Source organism: Streptomyces calvus (genome assembly GCF_006782915.1).
Taxonomy (GTDB): Bacteria; Actinomycetota; Actinomycetes; order Streptomycetales; family Streptomycetaceae; genus Streptomyces; species Streptomyces calvus.
This window is the reverse complement of sequence record NZ_VCNP01000056.1, coordinates 626,382-644,750: the sequence shown is the minus strand read 5'-3', so window position 1 is coordinate 644,750 and position 18,369 is coordinate 626,382. Positions and strand designations below refer to the sequence as shown.

At 74.1% G+C, this 18,369-nt stretch carries 15 protein-coding genes; 8 read left to right on the top strand and 7 right to left on the bottom strand.

Annotated features, from left to right (window positions below; all coding sequences use genetic code 11):
• Nucleotides 1-206: 206 nt before the first annotated feature.
• Together FGW31_RS35150 and FGW31_RS31230 are read left to right on the top strand one after the other, a co-directional pair.
• The gene (locus tag FGW31_RS35150; RefSeq protein WP_161175499.1) at nt 207-371 is read left to right on the top strand and encodes a hypothetical protein; all 165 of its coding nucleotides are present in this window, start codon (nt 207-209) and stop codon (nt 369-371) included.
• A gap of 791 nt (nt 372-1,162) precedes the next feature.
• Nucleotides 1,163-2,548: an MFS transporter gene (locus FGW31_RS31230; RefSeq protein WP_142196902.1), complete on the top strand. Its 1,386-nt coding sequence runs from the start codon at nt 1,163-1,165 to the stop codon at nt 2,546-2,548.
• A 128-nt stretch (nt 2,549-2,676) separates the two neighbouring features.
• Here FGW31_RS31230 and FGW31_RS31225 read toward each other — a convergent pair whose 3' ends face one another.
• The 4 genes from FGW31_RS31225 to lnt all read right to left on the bottom strand — a co-directional run bounded on the left by FGW31_RS31225 (nt 2,677) and on the right by lnt (nt 7,755).
• Nucleotides 2,677-4,665: a helix-turn-helix domain-containing protein gene (locus tag FGW31_RS31225; protein ID WP_142196901.1), complete on the bottom strand. Its 1,989-nt coding sequence runs from the start codon at nt 4,663-4,665 to the stop codon at nt 2,677-2,679.
• A gap of 87 nt (nt 4,666-4,752) precedes the next feature.
• Nucleotides 4,753-5,553, bottom strand: a complete 801-nt coding sequence (locus tag FGW31_RS31220; protein WP_142196900.1) for a 3-hydroxybutyrate dehydrogenase — start codon at nt 5,551-5,553, stop codon at nt 4,753-4,755.
• Nucleotides 5,554-5,608: 55 nt separating this feature from the next.
• Entirely contained in the window at nt 5,609-6,088 is a 480-nt protein-coding gene (locus FGW31_RS31215; RefSeq protein ID WP_142196899.1) for an NUDIX hydrolase, read from the bottom strand.
• Between the two features lie 56 nt (nt 6,089-6,144).
• On the bottom strand, nt 6,145-7,755 hold the full coding sequence (gene lnt, locus FGW31_RS31210; RefSeq protein WP_142196898.1) for an apolipoprotein N-acyltransferase: 1,611 nt from the start codon (nt 7,753-7,755) through the stop codon (nt 6,145-6,147).
• A 366-nt stretch (nt 7,756-8,121) separates the two neighbouring features.
• Here lnt and FGW31_RS31205 point away from each other — a divergent pair, with 366 nt between their 5' ends.
• Nucleotides 8,122-9,135, top strand: a complete 1,014-nt coding sequence (locus FGW31_RS31205) for an O-antigen ligase family protein (protein ID WP_142196897.1) — start codon at nt 8,122-8,124, stop codon at nt 9,133-9,135.
• Between the two features lie 257 nt (nt 9,136-9,392).
• Here FGW31_RS31205 and FGW31_RS31200 read toward each other — a convergent pair whose 3' ends face one another.
• Together FGW31_RS31200 and FGW31_RS31195 are read right to left on the bottom strand one after the other, a co-directional pair.
• Entirely contained in the window at nt 9,393-9,938 is a 546-nt protein-coding gene (locus tag FGW31_RS31200) for a hypothetical protein (protein WP_142196896.1), read from the bottom strand.
• A gap of 50 nt (nt 9,939-9,988) precedes the next feature.
• Nucleotides 9,989-10,783, bottom strand: coding sequence for a glutamate racemase (locus FGW31_RS31195; RefSeq protein WP_182675051.1), 795 nt, complete (start codon nt 10,781-10,783; stop codon nt 9,989-9,991).
• A gap of 16 nt (nt 10,784-10,799) precedes the next feature.
• On the opposite strand from FGW31_RS31195, the gene FGW31_RS31190 reads away from it, so the two are divergent.
• On the top strand, nt 10,800-12,017 hold the full coding sequence (locus FGW31_RS31190; RefSeq protein WP_142196894.1) for a glycosyltransferase: 1,218 nt from the start codon (nt 10,800-10,802) through the stop codon (nt 12,015-12,017).
• Between the two features lie 6 nt (nt 12,018-12,023).
• Here FGW31_RS31190 and FGW31_RS31185 read toward each other — a convergent pair whose 3' ends face one another.
• Complete coding sequence (locus tag FGW31_RS31185) at nt 12,024-13,349, bottom strand: TerD family protein (protein WP_142197299.1); 1,326 nt, start codon at nt 13,347-13,349, stop codon at nt 12,024-12,026.
• Nucleotides 13,350-13,645: 296 nt separating this feature from the next.
• Here FGW31_RS31185 and FGW31_RS31180 point away from each other — a divergent pair, with 296 nt between their 5' ends.
• The 4 genes from FGW31_RS31180 (at nt 13,646) to FGW31_RS31165 (ending at nt 18,222) form a co-directional block, all read left to right on the top strand.
• Nucleotides 13,646-14,074 (top strand): DUF6643 family protein, encoded by a 429-nt coding sequence (locus FGW31_RS31180; protein WP_142196893.1) that lies wholly within the window; start codon nt 13,646-13,648, stop codon nt 14,072-14,074.
• Nucleotides 14,075-14,115: 41 nt separating this feature from the next.
• Complete coding sequence (locus tag FGW31_RS31175; RefSeq protein WP_142196892.1) at nt 14,116-14,940, top strand: MOSC domain-containing protein; 825 nt, start codon at nt 14,116-14,118, stop codon at nt 14,938-14,940.
• A 96-nt stretch (nt 14,941-15,036) separates the two neighbouring features.
• Nucleotides 15,037-15,642 carry an Rv1733c family protein gene (locus tag FGW31_RS31170; protein ID WP_142196891.1) on the top strand — a complete coding sequence of 202 codons (606 nt, stop codon included), beginning with the start codon at nt 15,037-15,039 and terminating at the stop codon, nt 15,640-15,642.
• A gap of 126 nt (nt 15,643-15,768) precedes the next feature.
• Nucleotides 15,769-18,222, top strand: coding sequence for a right-handed parallel beta-helix repeat-containing protein (locus FGW31_RS31165; protein ID WP_182675053.1), 2,454 nt, complete (start codon nt 15,769-15,771; stop codon nt 18,220-18,222).
• Nucleotides 18,223-18,369 lie beyond the last annotated feature (147 nt).

Genomic DNA, 18,369 nt, shown 5'->3' with positions numbered 1-18,369 from the left:
ACGGCAACTGAGGCCGTGAGAGAGGGTTCGGCCAGTGATGCCCAGGCAGACGGTGAATCCCTACGGTCTGCCTACCAGAACTGCAGCACGGGCAGTGGTGGCATTCTGGCTGTTCTACGCTGAAGGCGCGCCTGCTGTTTACAGTTTCAGCCGGAGTCGTGAACATCGCAAGTCGGCCGGAGCAATACCGGCGGCCTCATTCCGAGTTGGCACCGATCACGCGTTCCACCATCCAGGACATCGCCCGCTCCGGCTTCCACCACTGGTACTACCGCACCGCCACGCAACAGCTGGTGGCTGGACGGCATTCCGTCGCGCGGGAGATCCTCATCGAGGAGAGCGGCGGCGGACACGGCGGAGGTCGCGGGTGACCGCTGGGCCGACTTCGCCCGGAACGGCCTCGGCTGCAACCAGCGGAAACCGTTGTCGTCCGGCGCGGACGGCCTGCTCCTCCCCTCGCTCAGCCAGTGGCGACTGGGCGCGGGAACCGGCAGATGGGAGGTGGGCCGCGGCAACAACCACCTCCTCAACCCGGAGTTCGCGGCGGACCGGATGCCGGTGGCCCGGTCCACCGGGTGGATCGTCACGGTCGACGACGACTCCGCGTCCCGGACCGTCGTGTCGAACGCCTTCCCCCCGGCGCCGACAGGTTCCGGATCGCCATCACGCTCGGCGCCGCGTCGGCGTTCTCCGGGGCGCTGTCACAGACCGTGGAGTGCCGCGCGGCACACACCGTCCCGCGCCAGAATCAGGTCGACCGAAGGCCTCGCCCACGCCCGCACAAAGGTCACCGCTCTCGGGCGGGAGAAGGCTCCTACGTCATCGACCTCAAGCGGACGACCGACGGGTGGCAGGCCATCGCCCTCGACGGCCTGCGCCCGACCTCGGGGAAAGTCACCGTCAGCCTCGAGGACCGCAGCCCCGGCGGAACCCGGGCCCTCTCCGCCGACTCACCGTCACTGGTCCGCGAGCGGCTGACGGAAACGCCCGGCTCCTTTGAGCCCGTCCGATCCCTGACCGCCCTTCCGTACGCCAGCATGGTGGGGGCGCGCATACCCAGCCCTCGAACTATGGTGTCCCACCACATGTGCCCTTGACCTGCGGCTTCCCTACCGTGTGCCGACACCTACCCGTCCCCACCGCACACGAGGAAGTGGCGCACATGGCCTCCGCAGCATCCGCTCCCCCGGCACCCGGCAACCTCAAACGCATCGTCGCCGCGTCCCTCATCGGCACCACCATCGAGTGGTACGACTTCTTCCTCTACGGTTCCGCCGCCGCGCTCGTCTTCAATGAGCTGTTCTTCCCGGAGTCCGACCCGCTCGTCGGCACGCTCCTGTCGTTCCTCACCTACGCCGTCGGGTTCGCCGCACGGCCGCTTGGCGCGCTGGTGTTCGGGCACTACGGGGACCGGCTCGGACGCAAGAAGCTGCTGGTGCTGAGCCTGCTGATGATGGGCGGGGCCACCTTCGCGATCGGGCTGCTGCCCACGCACGCCACCATCGGCAGCCTCGCGCCCGTGCTGCTCACCGTGCTGCGGCTGGTGCAGGGGTTCGCGCTGGGCGGTGAGTGGGGCGGTGCGGTGCTGCTGGTGTCCGAGCACGGGGACGCGCGGCGGCGCGGGTTCTGGGCGTCGTGGCCGCAGACCGGCGCGCCGGCGGGGCAGTTGCTGGCGACCGGTGTGCTGTCGCTGCTGACCGCCCTGTTGTCGGACGCCGCCTTCGGATCGTGGGGCTGGCGGATCCCGTTCCTGCTGTCCGGGGTGCTGGTGATCGTCGGTCTGTGGATTCGTCTGTCCGTCGACGAGTCGCCGGTGTTCAAGCAGGCGCTGGAGCAGGCCGAGGCCCGCAAGGCGGACACCGCCGCCGAGCGGATGCCGATCGTGGCGGTGCTGCGGCACCACTGGCGCGACGTGCTGGTGGCGATGGGCGCGCGGATGGCGGAGAACATCAGCTACTACGTGATCACCGCCTTCATCCTGGTGTACGCCACCACCTCGGCCGGCGTGTCGAAGCAGACGGCGCTCAACGCGGTGCTCATCGCCTCCGCGGTCCACTTCGTGGTCATCCCGGCCTGGGGCGCGCTGTCGGACCGGCTCGGACGGCGTCCGGTGTACCTGATCGGCGCGGCCGGTGTGGGGCTGTGGATGTTCCCGTTCTTCGCGCTGATCGACACCGGCGGCTTCGCCAACCTGCTCCTCGCGGTGACCGTCGGCCTGGTGCTGCACGGGGCCATGTACGCGCCGCAGGCCGCCTTCTTCTCCGAGATGTTCGCGACCCGCATGCGTTACTCCGGTGCCTCCATCGGCGCGCAGTTCTCCTCGGTCGCGGCCGGTGCCCCGGCGCCGCTGATCGCCACCGCCCTGCTCTCGGCGTACGGCAGCTCCACCCCGATCGCGCTGTACGTGATCGCGGCGAGCCTGCTGACGGTGGTCGCCGTGGCGTTGGCCAAGGAGACCCGCCACCGCGACCTGGCCGACGTGGACCCGTCGGGCGGCGCGGCACGACCGGTCGAGGCCCCGGCCGCACAGGACGCACGCCCCGTCTGATCCGGAGCACGGTCCCGGCCCCCGTACGCGCGAGGCGTACGGGGGTCGGGGCTGTGCGCCGTCACCGTTGCGCCGGGCCGGGGCGCCATGGGCCGGGTGGACGCCCGGATGTGGCGGGGTGGCGGGGGTCAGTGCCGTGCGGGGCGTACCGGGCCCGCCGCCAGCCGGTGCAGGCGCAGCGCGAGCTGGATCTCCAGCACCCGGGCCGGGCTCTGCCAGTCGTCGCCGAGGAGGCGGCCGACGCGTTCCAGGCGTTGCGCGACCGTGTTGACGTGGACGTGGAGCTCGTCCTTGGTACGGGCGGGGCTCATGCCGCAGGCGAAGTAGGCGTCGAGGGTGCGCAGCAGTTCCGTGCCGCGACGCTCGTCGTACGCGACGACCTGGCCGATGGTGCGGTCGACGAAGCCCGCGATGTCGCGTTCGCCGGCCAGCAGCAGCCCCAGAAAACCGAAGTCCTCGGCGGCGGAGCCGTCGCCGGAGCGGCCGAGCAGCCGCAGCGCGTCGAGGCAGCGCCGGGCCTCCGCGTAGGCGGCCGCCACGGTGTCGGGGCGGGCCGTGAGGTGTTCGACCGGGGCGGACGCGCCGACGGTGACCGGTTCGTGGACGGCCGTTCCGAGCTGGCGGGCGGTGCGGCGGGCCAGGTCGGTGGCGGTGTCGCCGGGGGCCAGGGGCAGCAGCAGGACCGTGCCGCCGTCGCGTGCCGCGGCGAGTCCCTGCCCGGTGGCGGCGAGGTGCGAGGCCGCGGCCCACAGCCGCCTGCGCGCGTCGGCCTCCGCGTCGGCGTCGACGGTGCCGCCGTCCAGGCGGGCGGCGAGCACGGCGTGCGTGGCGTCGAGGTCGGCCCGCAGCCGGGCCGCCCGCTCGCGCAGCAGCCGCGGGTCCCGGTCACGGGCGTCGAGCAGGTCGTCGAGCAGCTCACCGCGGACACGCTGCTCGGCCTCGGCGGCGGAACGGCGGGCGAGCAGCAGCAGCGAGGTGACCATGGCGGCGCGCTCCAGTGTGCGCTGGTCGACCGGGTCGAGGCCGGGGTGGCCGCGCAGGACCAGCGCGCCGAGCAGTTCGTCACCGGCGGCGACGGCGGCGATCCAGTCGTCACGGTGCCGTACCGCGTGGCCCTCCGCCCGTGAGGACTCCAGGGCCTGGGCGGGCGCGGCCGTGGTGTCGGTGAACTCGACCGTGCCGTCCAGGACCTGCGAGACGGCGGCCGCCACGTCGTGCACCCCGCCGCCGCGCAGCACCAGCTCGGCGAGGCGGTCGTGGACGTCCGAGGCGCGCTCGATTACGGCGCTGCGGTCCCGGATGATCTCGTTGGCCCGCTCCAGGCCGGCGACGGCCGAACGGGTCTCGGCGAGCAGGTTGGCGGTGTCGATGGCGGCCGCGGCGAGGGCGGCGAAGGAACCGAGCAGGGCGATCTGCTCCCGTTCGAAGACCCGGGCCCGCCGGTCCGCGGCGAACAGGACGCCGATGACGTGGTGTCCGAGCATCAGGGGCACGCCGAGGATGGCGACGAGTCCCTCGTCCCGCACACCGGTGTCGATGGAGCGGGTGTGCCGGAAACGGTCGTCGCGGAAGTAGTCCTCGGTGACGTAGGGGCGGGCGGTCTGCGCGACCAGGCCGCCGAGGCCCTCCCCCATGCCGAGCCGCAGCTGCTGGAAGCGGGCGGCGACCGAGCCCTCGGTGACCCGCATGTACGTGTCGCCCCTGGCCGGGTCGTTCAGGCTCAGGTAGGCGACGTCGGTGCCGAGCAGCGAACGGGCGCGCTGCACGATGGCCCGCAGCACGGCGTCCAGGTCGCGCAGTCCCGCGAGGTCGTGCGCGGTCTCGAAGAGGGCGGACAGCTCGGCCTCGCGGCGGCGCCGCTCCTCCAGCTCGGACCGCACGCGCAGGGCGAGCAGCTTGGCCTGTTCGAGCGCGGCGATCCGCTCGGCGGGCCGTGCCTCGGCGCGCGCGAGCAGGACCGGCTGCTCGTAGGCCTCGGCGGAGGCGCCGCGGGCCAGCAGCTCCAGGAACGGCGTCTCGGCACTGCCGGGGCCCGGGCCGGTGTCGGGGTGCGACCGGCCCGGCAATGCGGCAGCGGGGGACGGTCGCTCGGCGGACTGCACGTGATCGCGGGACATGCTCACAGGATTCCCCATACCGCGGCTGGCCCGGCAGGCCTGTGGAAAACTCCGCCGGCCGGGGTCCGGCCGCTGACGGCCGATGCCTCAGTGCGCGGTCCAGCCGCCGTCCAGGACCAGTGAGGTGCCGGTGACGAAGGACGCCTGCGGGCCGCACAGGTAGGCGACCGCCTCGGCGACCTCCGCCGGTTCGATGAGCCGCTTGACGGCGCTGTCCTGCAGCAGCACCTCGGACAGGACACGTTCCTCGGGGATGGAGTGGGCGCGCGCCTGGTCGGCGATCTGCTTCTCGACCAGTGGGGTGCGCACATAGCCGGGGTTCACACAGTTGGAGGTGACACCGTGGGGCGCTCCCTCGAGGGCCGCTGTCTTGGACAGTCCTTCGAGGCCGTGTTTGGCGGCCACATAGGCGGACTTGTAGGCGGAGGCCCGCAGGCCGTGCACCGAGGACACGTTGACGATGCGGCCCCAGCCCTGGCCGTACATGTGGGGCAGGGCGCCCCGGATGAGCCGGAAGGGCGCCTCCAGCATCACGGTGAGCACGGTGTGGAAGACGTCGGGCGGGAATTCCTCGAGGGGGCGCACCAACTGGAGTCCGGCGTTGTTGACCAGGACGTCGGTGCCGGCGGCAGCGAGTTCGGCGGCGTCCAGGTCGGTGAGGTCGAGGACGTGCGGCTCCACGGTGCCGGCCAGGTCCCGGGCCGCGCCGGCGAGCGCCTCGAGGCCCGCGGCGTCCCGGTCGACGGCTCTGACCTTGGCCCCGGCGGCCGCCAGCCGCAGCGCGCAGGCGCGGCCGATGCCGCCGGCGGCGCCGGTGACGAGGGCGGTGCGGCCTCCGAGGTCGAGCGAGGGGGCGTGGGGAGCCGGAAGGGCACGGGGCGCGGTCATGGATGCGACCCTAGGCAGCACTCCCCACTCACCCCATGTGGTCGAGCCCTACAGTTCAGCCGATTCCAGTGGTGTCAAACCATGTGGGTGCCTCCGCCACGGCCTGCTTGATCCGGAAGTGCGCGAACTCGCTCAGCTCCGGCAGTGCGTCCACGGCGAACCAGCCGACCTCCAGCGACTCGTCGTCGTTGACCTTCGCCTCGCCCCCGACCGCACGGCAGCGCAGGGTGATGTCCATGAACTGGCAGACGTCCCCGTTGTCGTACGTCACCGGGCTGAGCGCCTGCACCAGGACGACGCGCTCGACCACGCAGCGCACCGCGGTCTCCTCCTCGACCTCCCGGACGGCGCAGGCGGCGGGCTGCTCCCCGGGCTCGGGGATGCCTCCGATGACCGCCCACTTGCGGGTGTCGGACCGGCGGTTCAACAGCACGCGCCCTTCGTCGTCGAAGACGAGCGCGGTGATCCCGGGGAGCCACAGCAGCTGATGACCGGCCGAGGCACGCAGCGTGCGGATGAAGTCAGGAGTAGCCATGGCCCGACCTTAACCGTCCCGTCGGCGCGCTTCCCCGCACGTCGCGGGGCGCACGGCTACACGTCACCGGCGCGTCGCCCGCGCACCCCGCTGGCGACGGCCCACCCGAGACCGCCCGCGGCGACGAGCACCAGGGCGGTCTCCGGGAGGACGCCGAGACGGGTCGCCGGGGTCTGCGAGGAGCGCAGCGGCACCTCCTGCACCAGCGAGTCGGCGACGAACATGCCCGTCCGCTGCGTGATCCGCCCGTCGGGCGCGATGATCGCGCTGACCCCGCTGGTGACCGGCACGGTGACGGCACGGCTGTGCTCCACGGCCCGGACCCGGGACATGGCGAGCTGCTGGTAGGTCATCTCGCTGCGGCCGAAGGTGGCGTTGTTGCTGGGCACCGAGATCAGCTGGGCGCCGGCGGTGACCGTGTCGCGCACCGCCCAGTCGAAGGCGGCCTCGTAGCAGGTGACCAGGCCGACTCCGGCGCCGTCCATGCGGAACACGCCGGGCTCGCCGCCCCGGCTGAAGTCCTGGCGGACCATCGACGTCCAGTTCTCGTTGACCGCCCCCACCAGCGAACGCAGCGGCAGGTACTCGCCGAAGGGCTGGATCTGCCGTTTGTCGTAGGTGTCGACGGGGCCCTTCACCGGGTCCCACAGGATCTGCTCGTTGAGCAGTCTGCCGTCCCTGGCGACCACGCCGCCGACCGAGATCGGCGCGTCGATCGCCTTGGCCGCACCGTCGATGACGGCACGCGCGTCGTCGTTGACGAAGGGGTCGATGTCGGAGGAGTTCTCCGGCCACAGCACGATGTCCGGCTGCTCGGCCGTGCCGGCCGCGACCTCGGCCGCCAGCCGCTCCGTCTCCCGCGCGTGGTGGTCGAGGACGGCGCGCCGCTGCGAGTTGAAGTCGAGCCCCAGGCGCGGCACGTTGCCCTGGATGACCGCGACGGTCACGGTGCCGTCCTCGGCCTTGTCGCTGACCAGCGCACGGGTCGCGACGGCCGCCACCACGGGGACGACGACGCTCAGCACACCGACCACCGCCGCGGCGCGCCGCACGGTACCGGTGCGGCGGGCCGACACGGACGTCCGGACCACCTCGTACAGGCCGAAGCCGCACAGCACGACGGCGAATCCCAGGACCGGGGTGCCGCCCAGCGCGGCGAGCGGCAGGAACACGCCGTCCGCCTGACCGAACGCGACCTTTCCCCAGGGGAAGCCGTGGAACGGCACGCGCGCGCGGGCCGCCTCGCCGGCGATCCACAGTGCCGCCGCCCACACCGGCCATCCCGGCAGTTTCGACACCGCGGCGACACCCGCGCCGACCAGGGCGACGAACACCGCCTCGATCACCACCAGGGCGAGCCACGGCCCCGGGCCGACCTCCACACCGGTCCACACCAGCAGCGGCAGCAGGAAACCCAGGCCGAAGAGATAGCCGAGGCCGAATCCCGCCTTCCAGCTCCGGCCGCGCAGCACCAGGCCGAGAACGGCGAACGCGGGCAGCGCCAGCCACCACAGGGTGCGCGGCGGGAAGCTGACGTAGAGCAGCAGGCCCGAGGAAGCGGCTGCGGCGGCCGGGAGGAGCCGGGCGAGCCGCCCGCGCCACGCCGAGGGCGCGGTCTGCGGCGGCACCGGGGCGGACTCGCCGACGGAGGTTGCGGTGACGGTCACTCCGGGAGTCTACGGCGCGTGACCTGGCAGCCGACAGCACGGCCGGACGGGGGCCGGGAGGGCGGGGCCACGGGGGCAGGGGGTGAAGCGGAACAGGCTGCGGCGGGGAGGGCCGTAGGGGTAACACTCATATGGCGCGGCCACCGCGCCGGATCGTTTCCGCGTGACTTGTCACCACACATCCCCAAACCGGCCACCAGCCGTTACGGTGTGCCGGTGCCCCGGTCGTACCGCCGGTCACGGCGTCGGCGCCCGGGGCCCGTCACAGGCCGGGGGCTACGCGGGGGCGGGGTGCGGGGTGTGGATTCCACCGGAAGAGCGGGCGCCGGACCGGATGCGGACGGCGGGAGACGGACCGGCCCTGACATGGCGGGCGTCGTGGTGCTGGGGGCCTGCGCGGCCTGGTCGCTGATCACGGCGGCGGCCGGCGACGGCCGGCCCGAGGGCGTGCTGCTGGCGGTCCTGGCCGTCGCCGCGGGCTACGCGGCGGGCCGGATCGGCGGGGCGCTGCTGCCGGTGGCCGCGCCCTGTGCGGCCGCCCTGGCCGGCATCTGCCTGACGGTGACGGTGCCGCGGCTCACGCCGGGCCCGCCGATCGGCCCGCCGCTGGGGCACGCGGGGGCGACGACCGCCGTGCTCGCGCTGTCGGCCGGCGCCGCGTGCTGCGCGGCCCGGGCGGCCGTCACCCCGGCCGTGCGGTGCGCGCTCTGGCTGCCGGCCACGGCGGCCGTGGTGACCGCGGCCGCCCTGGGCTCGGTCACGGGGTGCGTGGCCGTCGCGGTGGTACTGCTGTGTTCCGTGGCCGCGGGCCGCATACGGCGCCGCGGGCCCGCGCTCGCGGGGCTGGCCGCCACCGCCGCCGCCGTGACGGGACTGACCTGGGCGGTCGCCGCGAACGCCGTGCCCGGGAGGACGGCCGCCTCGCTGGAGGAGCGGCTCACCGCGCACCGCGTGGGTCTGTGGCGGGACGCGCTCGGCATGGCCGGCGACCACGCGGGTCCGGGCGTGGGGCCGGGTCGTTTCGGCGAGCTGAGTACGGTGTCCGCGCAGTCGCCGCTGTCCACCGGCAAGCCCCACTCCGCGCCGCTGCAGCTGGCGGCCGAGCAGGGTGTGACCGGGGTGGCGCTGCTCGCGCTGGTCTTTGCCTGGCTCCTGTACGCCCTGTGGCGCAGCCCGCGCGCCACGCCGGTGGTGCTCACCGCGGGTGCCGCTCTGACCGTCCTCGCCGCCGTCGCCGCGGTGGGCAACGCCCTGAGTTTCACCGCGGTGTCCGTGGGCGGCGGCCTGCTGGCGGGACTCGCCACGGCCCGCCCCTACCCGGACGAGACCACACGCCACACGGCCGACGCCGGTCCGCACGGTGACCGAGCCACACGCTGAGCGGCTCGTACGGAGCCCTGCTCGTGCGGCACCGTGCTCGTACGGAGCCCTGCTCGTGCGGCGCCGTGCTCACAAGGTGAGCGTCTCGTACGAGGCCGAAACGCGTGCGCTGCGGTGCTCACACGCTGAGCGGCTCGTACGGAGCCCTGCTCGTGCGGCACCGTGCTCGTACGGAGCCCTGCTCGTGCGGCGCGCCGTGCCCGTACGCTGCCGTACCTGTGCGGTGGACACGTGTCGCGCACCGCTACGTGGCCGGCTCAGCGTGTCGGACCCGGCCTGCCCGGGCGGAGGCGGTCGCGGATGACATGTACCGCCGCCTCCGCGTCGTCCACGGTGACGGTGAAGGTGTGGCCGTCCCACAGCCTCAGCACGACGCCCTCACCGCGACGTACGACGACCGCCGTGCCCTTCTCGGGCCGCCACCGGTACCCCCAGCCGCCCCAGTGGCGCGGCGTGACGTGCGGGGCGAACTCCGCTCCGGCGACGTGCGACAGCGGGATGCGGCGGCGCGGCACACCCATGTGGCCGCAGCGCACCTCCAGGTGGTCCTCGTCGACCCGCAGCGCGACATGGACGAAGGCGAGGGTGCCGAACAGGACCAGCAGCCCGGCGGCGATGCAGCCGACGACGGCCATCACCAGCGGCGCGACGCCCGTGGTCCACGCCGAGTCGACAGCCAGCGCGATGCCGAGCGCCATGCAGGCGGCGCCGATCAGCGCCAGCAGCCACTGGAAGCGGTTGGTCGCACGCCCGGTCCACACCTCGGAATGCGGGGTGCGCCCGCCGTGGCGGTGGTCCCTCATACCGTCGAGGTTACTCAGGATCCGCCCGGCGGGTACCGTCCGATGCCGTGCTACTGCGCCGTCCGGGCGGGAGCGGCCTCCCGCAGCAGCCTGCCCTCGGCGTAGGTGAGCGCGGCCGTGGGCAGCGGGCCCTGCCGTCCGCTCAGCAGCACCGTCAGGGTGCCGCTCGCCGGGGCGTCCGGGGCGGGCTGCTCACCGAGGCGGCGCAGGGCCTGGGCGGCCACGGCTCCGGCGGATCCGTGCAGGGCGAGGGGTGGCCGGCCGGGGCGCTGCACGGCGGAGCGGATGCGCTCGGCGACCAGTTCGTAGTGGGTGCAGCCGAGGACGACGGTCGTCACGTCGTGCGGGGTGAGTTCGGCGGCCGCGGCGACCGCGGCGTCGATCGCCGTCTCGTCGGCCCTCTCCACGGCCTCGGCGAGCCCCCAGCACGGCACCTCGGTCACGGTCACGCCGCCGGCGAAGTTCCGGATCAGGTCGCGCTGGTAGGGGCTGCCGGTCGTGGCGGGTGTGGCCCAGATCGCCAGCGGTCCGCCGCCGGCCGCGGCCGGTTTGATCGCCGGTACGGTGCCGACGACCGGCAGCCGCGGCTCCAGACGGGCGCGCAGGGCGGTGAGGGCGTGCACCGTGGCGGTGTTGCAGCCGACGATCAGCGCGTCGGGGCGGTGCGCGGCCGCCGCCTCGGCGACGGCGAGGGCGCGCTCGGTGAGGTCCTGCGGAGTCCTGGGTCCCCAGGGCATCCCGTCGGGGTCGAGGGAGAGGACGAGATCGGCGTCGGGGCGCAGACGCCGCACCGCGGCGGTGGCCGCCAGCAGTCCGATTCCGGAGTCCATGAGCGCGATCTTCACCCGGCCACGATAGACGATGAGCCGCCGCGGGCCCTTCCCGTGGGGCACACTGCGGCAGGTGAGCGCCATTGTGTGGAGTGCCGCCGGATCTCTCGCCGCCTGGGGGTGGCTGCTGCTCTGCCAGGGCTGGTTCTGGCGTACGGACGTCCGGCTCCCACCGTCGCGGGAGCCGGAGGCGTGGCCGCCGGTGTGTGTCGTGGTCCCGGCGCGGGACGAGGCGGCCGTGCTGCCCGCGAGTCTGCCGTCGGTGCTCGCCCAGGACTATCCGGGGCGGGCCGAGGTGTTCCTCGTCGACGACAGCAGTACGGACGGCACGGGCGAGGTGGCGCGTGCGCTGGCGCGGCGGCACGGCGGGCTGCCGCTGACGGTGGTCTCCCCCGGCGAGCCGCCGGCCGGCTGGACCGGCAAGCTGTGGGCGGTGCGGCACGGCATCGCGTCGGCCCGCGCGCGGGACCCGGAGTACCTGCTGCTGACCGACGCCGACATCGCGCACGCCCCGGACAGCCTGCGCCGGCTGGTGGCGGCGGCCCGCAGCGGCGGGTTCGACGTCGTGTCGCAGATGGCCCGGCTGCGGGTGGTCAGCCTCTGGGAACGGCTGGTGGTGCCGGCGTTCGTCTACTTCTTCGCCCAGCTGTACCCGTTCCGCCGGATCGCGCGTCCCGGGACGCGCACGGCCGCCGCGGCCGGCGGGTGTGTGCTGCTGCGCGCCGAGGCCGCCGCGCGGGCGCGGATCCCGGACGCCATCCGGCACGCCGTCATCGACGACGTGGCGCTGGCCCGCGCGGTCAAGCGCGGCGGCGGACGCGTCTGGCTGGGCCTGGCGGACCGGGTGGACAGCGTGCGCCCGTACCCGGCGCTGCGCGATCTATGGCGGATGGTGTCGCGCAGCGCGTACACGCAGCTGCGGCACAGCCCGGTGCTGCTGGCCGGCACGGTCGCCGGGCTGGCGATGGTGTACCTGGTGCCGCCGGTCGCGGTGGTGGCGGGCGCGGCGGCGGGCAACGCGGTCGCGGGCGGGCTCGGGGCCGCGGCGTGGCTCGTGATGGCGGGTACGTACCTGCCGATGCTCCGCTACTACCGGCAGCCGCCGTGGCTCGCGCCGCTGCTGCCGTTCACCGCGTTCCTGTACCTCCTCATGACGGTGGACTCGGCCGTGCGGCACCACCGGGGGCGCGGTGCGGCCTGGAAGGGCCGCACCTACGCCCGGCCGGACGCCGTGCCGGAGGAGGGCTGACGGTGCTCACTTGCGGCCGGGCGTCCAGTTCATGCCCCAGCCGTACGCGTAGTCGACGGTGCGCTGCGGGCTCACTCCCCGCTCCGGGACCAGGTAGCGGGCCTCGCGCTGGACGACGAGCTCGCCGCCGCCGGTGTTGGTGATCAGGGCGAGCGCGCACACCGTCGAGGGGACGGTGCACTCGTCGAGGGAGAAGTCGATCGGCGCGCCGAACTGCGGCTGGAGGGTGACCGTGGCGTGCAGGTCGGCGAAGGAGCGGGCGCCCTCGTAGATGGTGACGAAGACCAGGATGCGCCGGAACTGCTGCTTGTGGTCGAGGTTGACGGTGAGGTTCTCACCGGTCGACACGGCGCCGGTGCGGTCGTCGCCGTCGAGGTGGATGTACGGCGGCTGGTGCAGCGCGCCGAAGGCGTTGCCGAGCGCCTGGACGACGCCCTTCCTGCCGTCGGCGAGTTCGTACAGGGCGCACAGGTCCAGGTCGAGGTCGGAGTGCATGGCGACCGGACGGCCCAGTTTCCCGGCCCAGCCCGAGAACTGCTTGCGCACCTGCCAGTTGAGGTTCACGTGCAGGGTGCCGGAGGTGCCGCCCTGCTTGGTCAGGGAGACGGAGGGGGCCGCCTTGGTGAGCGTCACCTTCGTCAGCCGGACCGGCGCGGGAGGTGCGGGAGGTGCGGCCGGCGCGGGCGGGGCGGCCGGGGGCGGGGGCACGGTGACCGGCGGTGCGGTGACCGGCGGTGCGGCGGGCGGCGGTGCGGTGACCGGCGGTGCGGCGGGCGGCGGTGCGGCGGGCGGGGCCGTGGGGGCGGCCTGCCGCGGTTCGTCGACGGTGATGCCGTAGTCGGTGGCGAGGCCCTCGAGGCCGCTGCTGTAGCCCTGGCCGACGGCGCGGAACTTCCAGGCGCCCTGGCGCCGGTAGAACTCGCCGAGCACGAACGCCGTCTCGCTGGTCGCGCCGGCGCTGTCGAAGCGGGCCGCCACGGTGCCGGTGCCGGCGTCCTCGACCTCGATATACAGGTCCGGGACCTGTCCGAACGTGCCGCCGTCGCAGGAGGCCGCGAGGATCACCGTCTCGATGCCGGGCTCCACCCGCGTGAGGTCGACCAGGAGGGTGTCGGTGACCCTGCCGCCGGCGTCCCGCTTGCCCTCGTGCCGGACGGCACCGGAGGCGTGCGCGGGCTGGTTGTAGAAGACGAAGTCGTCGTCGGAGCGGACCTTTCCGCCGGTCAGCAGCAGCGCCGAGGCGTCCGTGTCGGGCACGCCGGGGCCGGAACGCCAGCCCACCTCCACCCGCAGTGCCGTGGCCGGCACCGGTGTGTTCGATCCCTTCGGCATTGACATGTCCGCCCCCATCACGGGTCGCCGCGCCAGGCAGGGTCCCGGCGTCCGTCGGTATTCGTCCGCACAACTTATTCCCCCGGGCCCGCGAGGCCCACGGGACGGTGGCGGGGAACGGGCGGTCAACCGCCGGTAACCCGCCCGGTACTAGGCCTTTACACGAAATACGCACGGCAAAGTGACCGTTTTTGCCGTGTTCGCTCGCATTGGGGATCCCGGGTCACGGCGGGCACGGAAAACAACCCTCTTATCGGTCTCCCCAACCAACACATCGTGGGCTTAACTTATGTGCCATGACCTCCCCCCGCTCCAGCTATGGCGGCGGCTACTACTCCGCCTCCTTCCCGGACACCCCGATCTACGACTCGCTCGTGGCCGAGCGGGGCACCCCGCAGATCGCCCCGATCCGGGTCCCCGCCGCGTACGACGCACCGGCCGCCCATCTGCCCGCACTTCCCTCGGCGTTGCCGGCCCTCCCGGCGGCTCCGTCCCAGCCCGCCTACGGCTACCCGCAGGCGCCGCAGCCCGCCCCGCTCCAGCAGGCGCCCGCGGCGTACATCCCGCAGCAGGCCACCGCGCCGCGCGGCTACCCGGGACCCCAGCCGCAGCCGCCGCGTCCGGCGCCGCCCGCCGGTTACGAGGCGATGCGCCCCGCGGCTCCCCGGCCGGGTCCCGCTCCCTACCAGGACCCGTACAACAACCAGCAGTACCGCGGGTACTGAGCCGACCCGGGGTCGTCACCGCCGGATGGCACGATGACCCCATGGGGAAAGCTCGACTGCACTCGATCCACATTCACCCGGTCAAGGCGTTCCGGAGCCTGTCGCTCCGGGAGGTCGACGTGGAGCCCTGGGGGCCGGCCGGGGACCGGCGCTGGATGCTGATCGACGACGGGGGAAAGGTCGTCACCCAGCGCCGACACCCGAGCCTGGCACTGGCCGCCGCCGAGCTTCTGCCCGGCGGCGGCCTCCGGCTGTCCGCACCCGGGTCGGAGCCGGTGACGGTGGCCGTGCCGGCGCCCGGCGGGACGGTCCCGGCGGACCTCTTCGGCACCAAGGTCGAGGTGGTCCCGGCCGAGGACGAGGCCGTGCACGCCTGGTGCAGCGCCCGCCTCGGCGTCGCGGTGCGCCTCGTGCACCTGGACGAGCCCGCCGCCCGGCGGCCGGTCGACCCCGCGTTCGCCCTGGCGGGCGAGACGGTCTCCTTCGCCGACGGCTATCCGCTGCTGCTCACCACGACCGCCTCCCTGGACCACCTCAACTCCCTGATCGCACAAGGCGAACACCACGGCGAGGGTCCGCTGCCGATGAGCCGCTTCCGGCCGAACGTGGTGGTGCGGGGCACCGAGGCCTGGGCGGAGGACCGGTGGACGCGCGTCACCATCGGCGAGGTCGTCTTCCGCGTCGCCAAGCCGAGCGGCCGGTGCGTGGTGACCACCACCGACCAGGACACCGCCCGGCGCGGCCGCGAGCCCCTGCACACCCTGGCCGCCCACCGCCGGACCGGTGGACGGCTCCTCTTCGGACAGAACCTCGTACCCCTGTCGAGGGGCACCGTCCGGGTCGGCGACCCCGTCGAGGCCGTGTAGCGGAGGCCACAGCGGACCCGGGAACCGGACCCGCCGCGGCGCGCGTTGGCTTTCGTGAGAAGTTCGTGAGAGCCCTCGAGGGGAGGGGTTCGGACGGTGCGAGCGATCGGCGGACTCCGGCGTTGGCGGCACAACCCGCTGTGCCGCAGAACCGACCTGGCCGAGGCGTGGTTGGCGCTCGCGGCACTGCTGCTCGTCCTCGTCGCCGCCCCGCTGACCGGCCTGCTCGTCGGGCGCGCCGCCGACGGCGCCCTGCAGCGGTCCGTCCGCGCGCAGCACCAGGCCCGGCACCCGGTACCGGCCACGGTGGTGCGGCGGCTCGCCCCCTCCCCGCTGGAGACCGACCCGGAGACGGCCTCGGGCCTCGAGGCGCGCCACCGCGTCCAGGCCCGGTGGACCGCGCCCGACGGCACCGAGCGGACCGGTCCCGCGCCGACCCGTCTGACGGACCCCCGGCCGGGAGACCGCTTCCGCCTGTGGACCGACCGGCAGGGACGGCTGGTGGCCCGCCCGCTGGACGCCGCCACGGCCACGACGCACGCCGTGCTCGCCGGCGTCGGCGCCGCCCTGGTGACCGCCGGCCTCGTCGAGTGCGGCCGGCGCCTGATCGTCTGGCGCATGGTCCTGCGCCGGTACGCGCGTTGGGACCAGGCGTGGGGCAGGGCGGGTCCGGACTGGGGCCGGACCGGCACCGGCAGCTGATCCGGTTCCGCCTCTGGTCAACCGGGTGCCCTCGCGCACGCTACGGTGGTCCGGCCGAACCGATCGGCGGCGACACGCGCGCGCGAACGAGCCACAGGTACGACGAGGTGGGGGCACAGCTACGCCATGGCACAGGGCACGGTCCAGGTGACGCACACCGGAACATCGAGGTGGCGACGCCGCACGGGTGAGTACGCATCGCTCGCCGCCGCCCTGGAGGCCGCGGCCGAAGGGGACGTCCTCACCGTCGCTCCCGGCACGTACCGGGAGAACCTCGTCGTCCAGCGGGCGGTGACGCTGCGCGGGCCCGAGGGCTCACCCGGCTCCGTGCGCATCGCGCCCGTGGACGGCGTCCCGCTGACCGTGCGCGCCTCGGCGGTGGTCATGGACCTCCACGTCGAGGGCCAGGACGCCACCGCCCCGGCCGTGCTGGTCGAGGAGGGCACACCGGAGCTGCGGGACGTCCGGGTGGTCAGCCGGTCCGCGGCCGGCATAGAGGTGCGCGGGCGCGACGCCCGGCCCACGGTGCGCCGCTGCACGGTCGACAACCCGGCGGGCGTGGGCATCGCCGTACTGGACGGCGGGGGCGGGGTGTTCGAGGAGTGCGAGGTGCTCGCCGCGGGTCAGGCGGGCATCGCCGTGCGCGGCGGGGCCCGTCCCCGTCTGGAGCGCTGCCGGGTGCACCACGCCTCGGGCTCGGGACTGACGGCGAGCGGGGAGAACTCGGCGCTGGAGGCGGTGGGTTGCGAGGTCTACGAGGTGCGGGGCAGCGGCGTGCAGGTGACCGACCGCGCCACCGCCCACCTCACCGACTGCGACGTGCACCGGACCACCGGGGACGGGGTCACGCTCGACACGGACGCCGTGCTGACCCTGGCCGACTGCCGGATACATGACATCCCGGAGAACGCGGTCGACCTGCGCTCCCGCTCGGTCCTCACCCTGACCCGCACACGGGTGCGCCAGTTCGGCCGCAACGGCCTGTCGGTGTGGGACCCGGGCACACGCGTGGACGCCAACCAGTGCGAGATCTCCGACAGCACCGGCGACTACCCGGCGGTGTGGGTGAGCGACGGCGCCACGGCCGTCCTGGACTCCTGCCGGGTGCACGACGTGCCGGACGCCCTGTTCGTCCTCGACCGCGGCTCCCGCGCCGACGTCGTCGACAGCGATCTGTCGCAGGTGCGCAACACGGCCGTGTCGGTGAGCGACGGCGCCACCGCGCAGCTGGACGACTGCCGCATCCGGGAGGCGGCGACGGGCGCCTGGTTCCGGGACCACGGCAGCGGCGGCACCCTCGGCAACTGCACGCTGGACGGCGTGCAGACCGGCGTGATCGTCACCAAGGGCGCCGACCCGACCGTGGAGCGCTGCACCATCGACTCGCCCGCGGAGGCGGGCGTCTACGTGTCGGCGGGCGGCCGCGGCACCTTCGAGAACTGCCGGGTCACGGGCAGCGGCGGGTATGGCTTCCATGTGATCGACGGCAGCCGTACGACGCTGCGGAAGTGCCGCACGGAGCGCTGCGCGCGCGGCGGTTACGAGTTCGCCGAGGGCGGCCCGGACGCCGCGTCCGGGCCGGGCGGGCCGGTCGTGGAGGACTGCACCAGCGACGAGAGCGGCAGCCTGCGCCCGCCCGCGGCACCCGAGCCGGCGGTGCAGACGACGGGCCACTCCACCCGCCTGCTGAGCACCGTGCCGGCCGGACGCACCGAGCAGGCACCGCCCGCACCGGCGTCCCTACCGGCCGCCGAACCGGTGCGGGAGGCCCGCACGTCGAAGGCCGTGCTCGGCGAACTCGACGCGCTGGTGGGCCTGGAGAGCGTCAAGCGCGAGGTGCGCGCCCTCACCGACATGATCGAGGTGGGCCGGCGCCGGCAGCAGGCCGGCCTGAAGGCGGCGTCGGTCAAGCGGCACCTGGTCTTCACCGGCGCCCCCGGCACCGGCAAGACCACCGTCGCCCGCCTGTACGGCGAGATCCTCGCCTCGCTCGGTGTCCTGGAGCAGGGGCATCTGGTCGAGGTGTCCCGGGTGGACCTGGTCGGCGAGCACATCGGCTCCACGGCGATCCGCACCCAGGAGGCGTTCGAGAAGGCGCGCGGCGGTGTGCTGTTCATCGACGAGGCGTACGCGCTCTCCCCGGAGGACGCGGGCCGCGACTTCGGCAAGGAGGCCATCGACACCCTGGTGAAGCTGATGGAGGACCAGCGGGACGCGGTGGTGGTGATCGTCGCCGGGTACACGGCCGAGATGGAGCGGTTCCTGTCGGTCAACCCCGGTGTCGCCTCCCGTTTCTCACGGACCATCACCTTCGGCGACTACGGGCCCGAGGAGCTGCTGCGGATCGTGCGCCAGCAGGCCGAGGAGCACGAGTACCGGCTGGCTCCCGGCGCCGAGGAGGCCCTGCTGACGTACTTCACCGACATCCCCAAGGGGCCCGCGTTCGGCAACGGGCGCACCGCGCGGCAGACCTTCGAGGCGATGGTCGAGCGGCACGCGAGCCGGGTCGCCCAGCTCGACGAGCCCACCACCGACGACCTGACCCTCCTGTACGCCGAGGACCTGCCCACGCTGCCCTAGGGTCTGCCGTCCGGATCGTCCCGGGGTCGCGGGGCCCGGCACGCGCAGCTGCGGCGTCGTCGTCGGGCCCCTGCTCCGCCTCGCCGTTGCACGCACCGGGCCCGCTCGGGCCGGTCCGCGAGGCACCGCACCTCACGGCCCGGGCCG

Excerpts from the sequence above, each read along its gene's own strand:
- FGW31_RS31230 (WP_142196902.1), top strand. The coding sequence starts at position 1,163 with ATGGCCTCCGCAGCATCCGCTCCCCCGGCACCCGGCAACCTCAAACGC.
- FGW31_RS31190 (WP_142196894.1), top strand. The coding sequence starts at position 10,800 with ATGAGCCGCCGCGGGCCCTTCCCGTGGGGCACACTGCGGCAGGTGAGC.
- FGW31_RS31175 (WP_142196892.1), top strand. The coding sequence starts at position 14,116 with ATGGGGAAAGCTCGACTGCACTCGATCCACATTCACCCGGTCAAGGCG.
- FGW31_RS31200 (WP_142196896.1), bottom strand. The coding sequence starts at position 9,938 with ATGAGGGACCACCGCCACGGCGGGCGCACCCCGCATTCCGAGGTGTGG.
- FGW31_RS31165 (WP_182675053.1), top strand. The coding sequence starts at position 15,769 with ATGGCACAGGGCACGGTCCAGGTGACGCACACCGGAACATCGAGGTGG.
- FGW31_RS31205 (WP_142196897.1), top strand. The coding sequence starts at position 8,122 with ATGGCGGGCGTCGTGGTGCTGGGGGCCTGCGCGGCCTGGTCGCTGATC.
- FGW31_RS31185 (WP_142197299.1), bottom strand. The coding sequence starts at position 13,349 with ATGCCGAAGGGATCGAACACACCGGTGCCGGCCACGGCACTGCGGGTG.
- FGW31_RS31215 (WP_142196899.1), bottom strand. The coding sequence starts at position 6,088 with ATGGCTACTCCTGACTTCATCCGCACGCTGCGTGCCTCGGCCGGTCAT.
- FGW31_RS31220 (WP_142196900.1), bottom strand. The coding sequence starts at position 5,553 with ATGACCGCGCCCCGTGCCCTTCCGGCTCCCCACGCCCCCTCGCTCGAC.
- FGW31_RS31180 (WP_142196893.1), top strand. The coding sequence starts at position 13,646 with ATGACCTCCCCCCGCTCCAGCTATGGCGGCGGCTACTACTCCGCCTCC.
- FGW31_RS31225 (WP_142196901.1), bottom strand. The coding sequence starts at position 4,665 with ATGTCCCGCGATCACGTGCAGTCCGCCGAGCGACCGTCCCCCGCTGCC.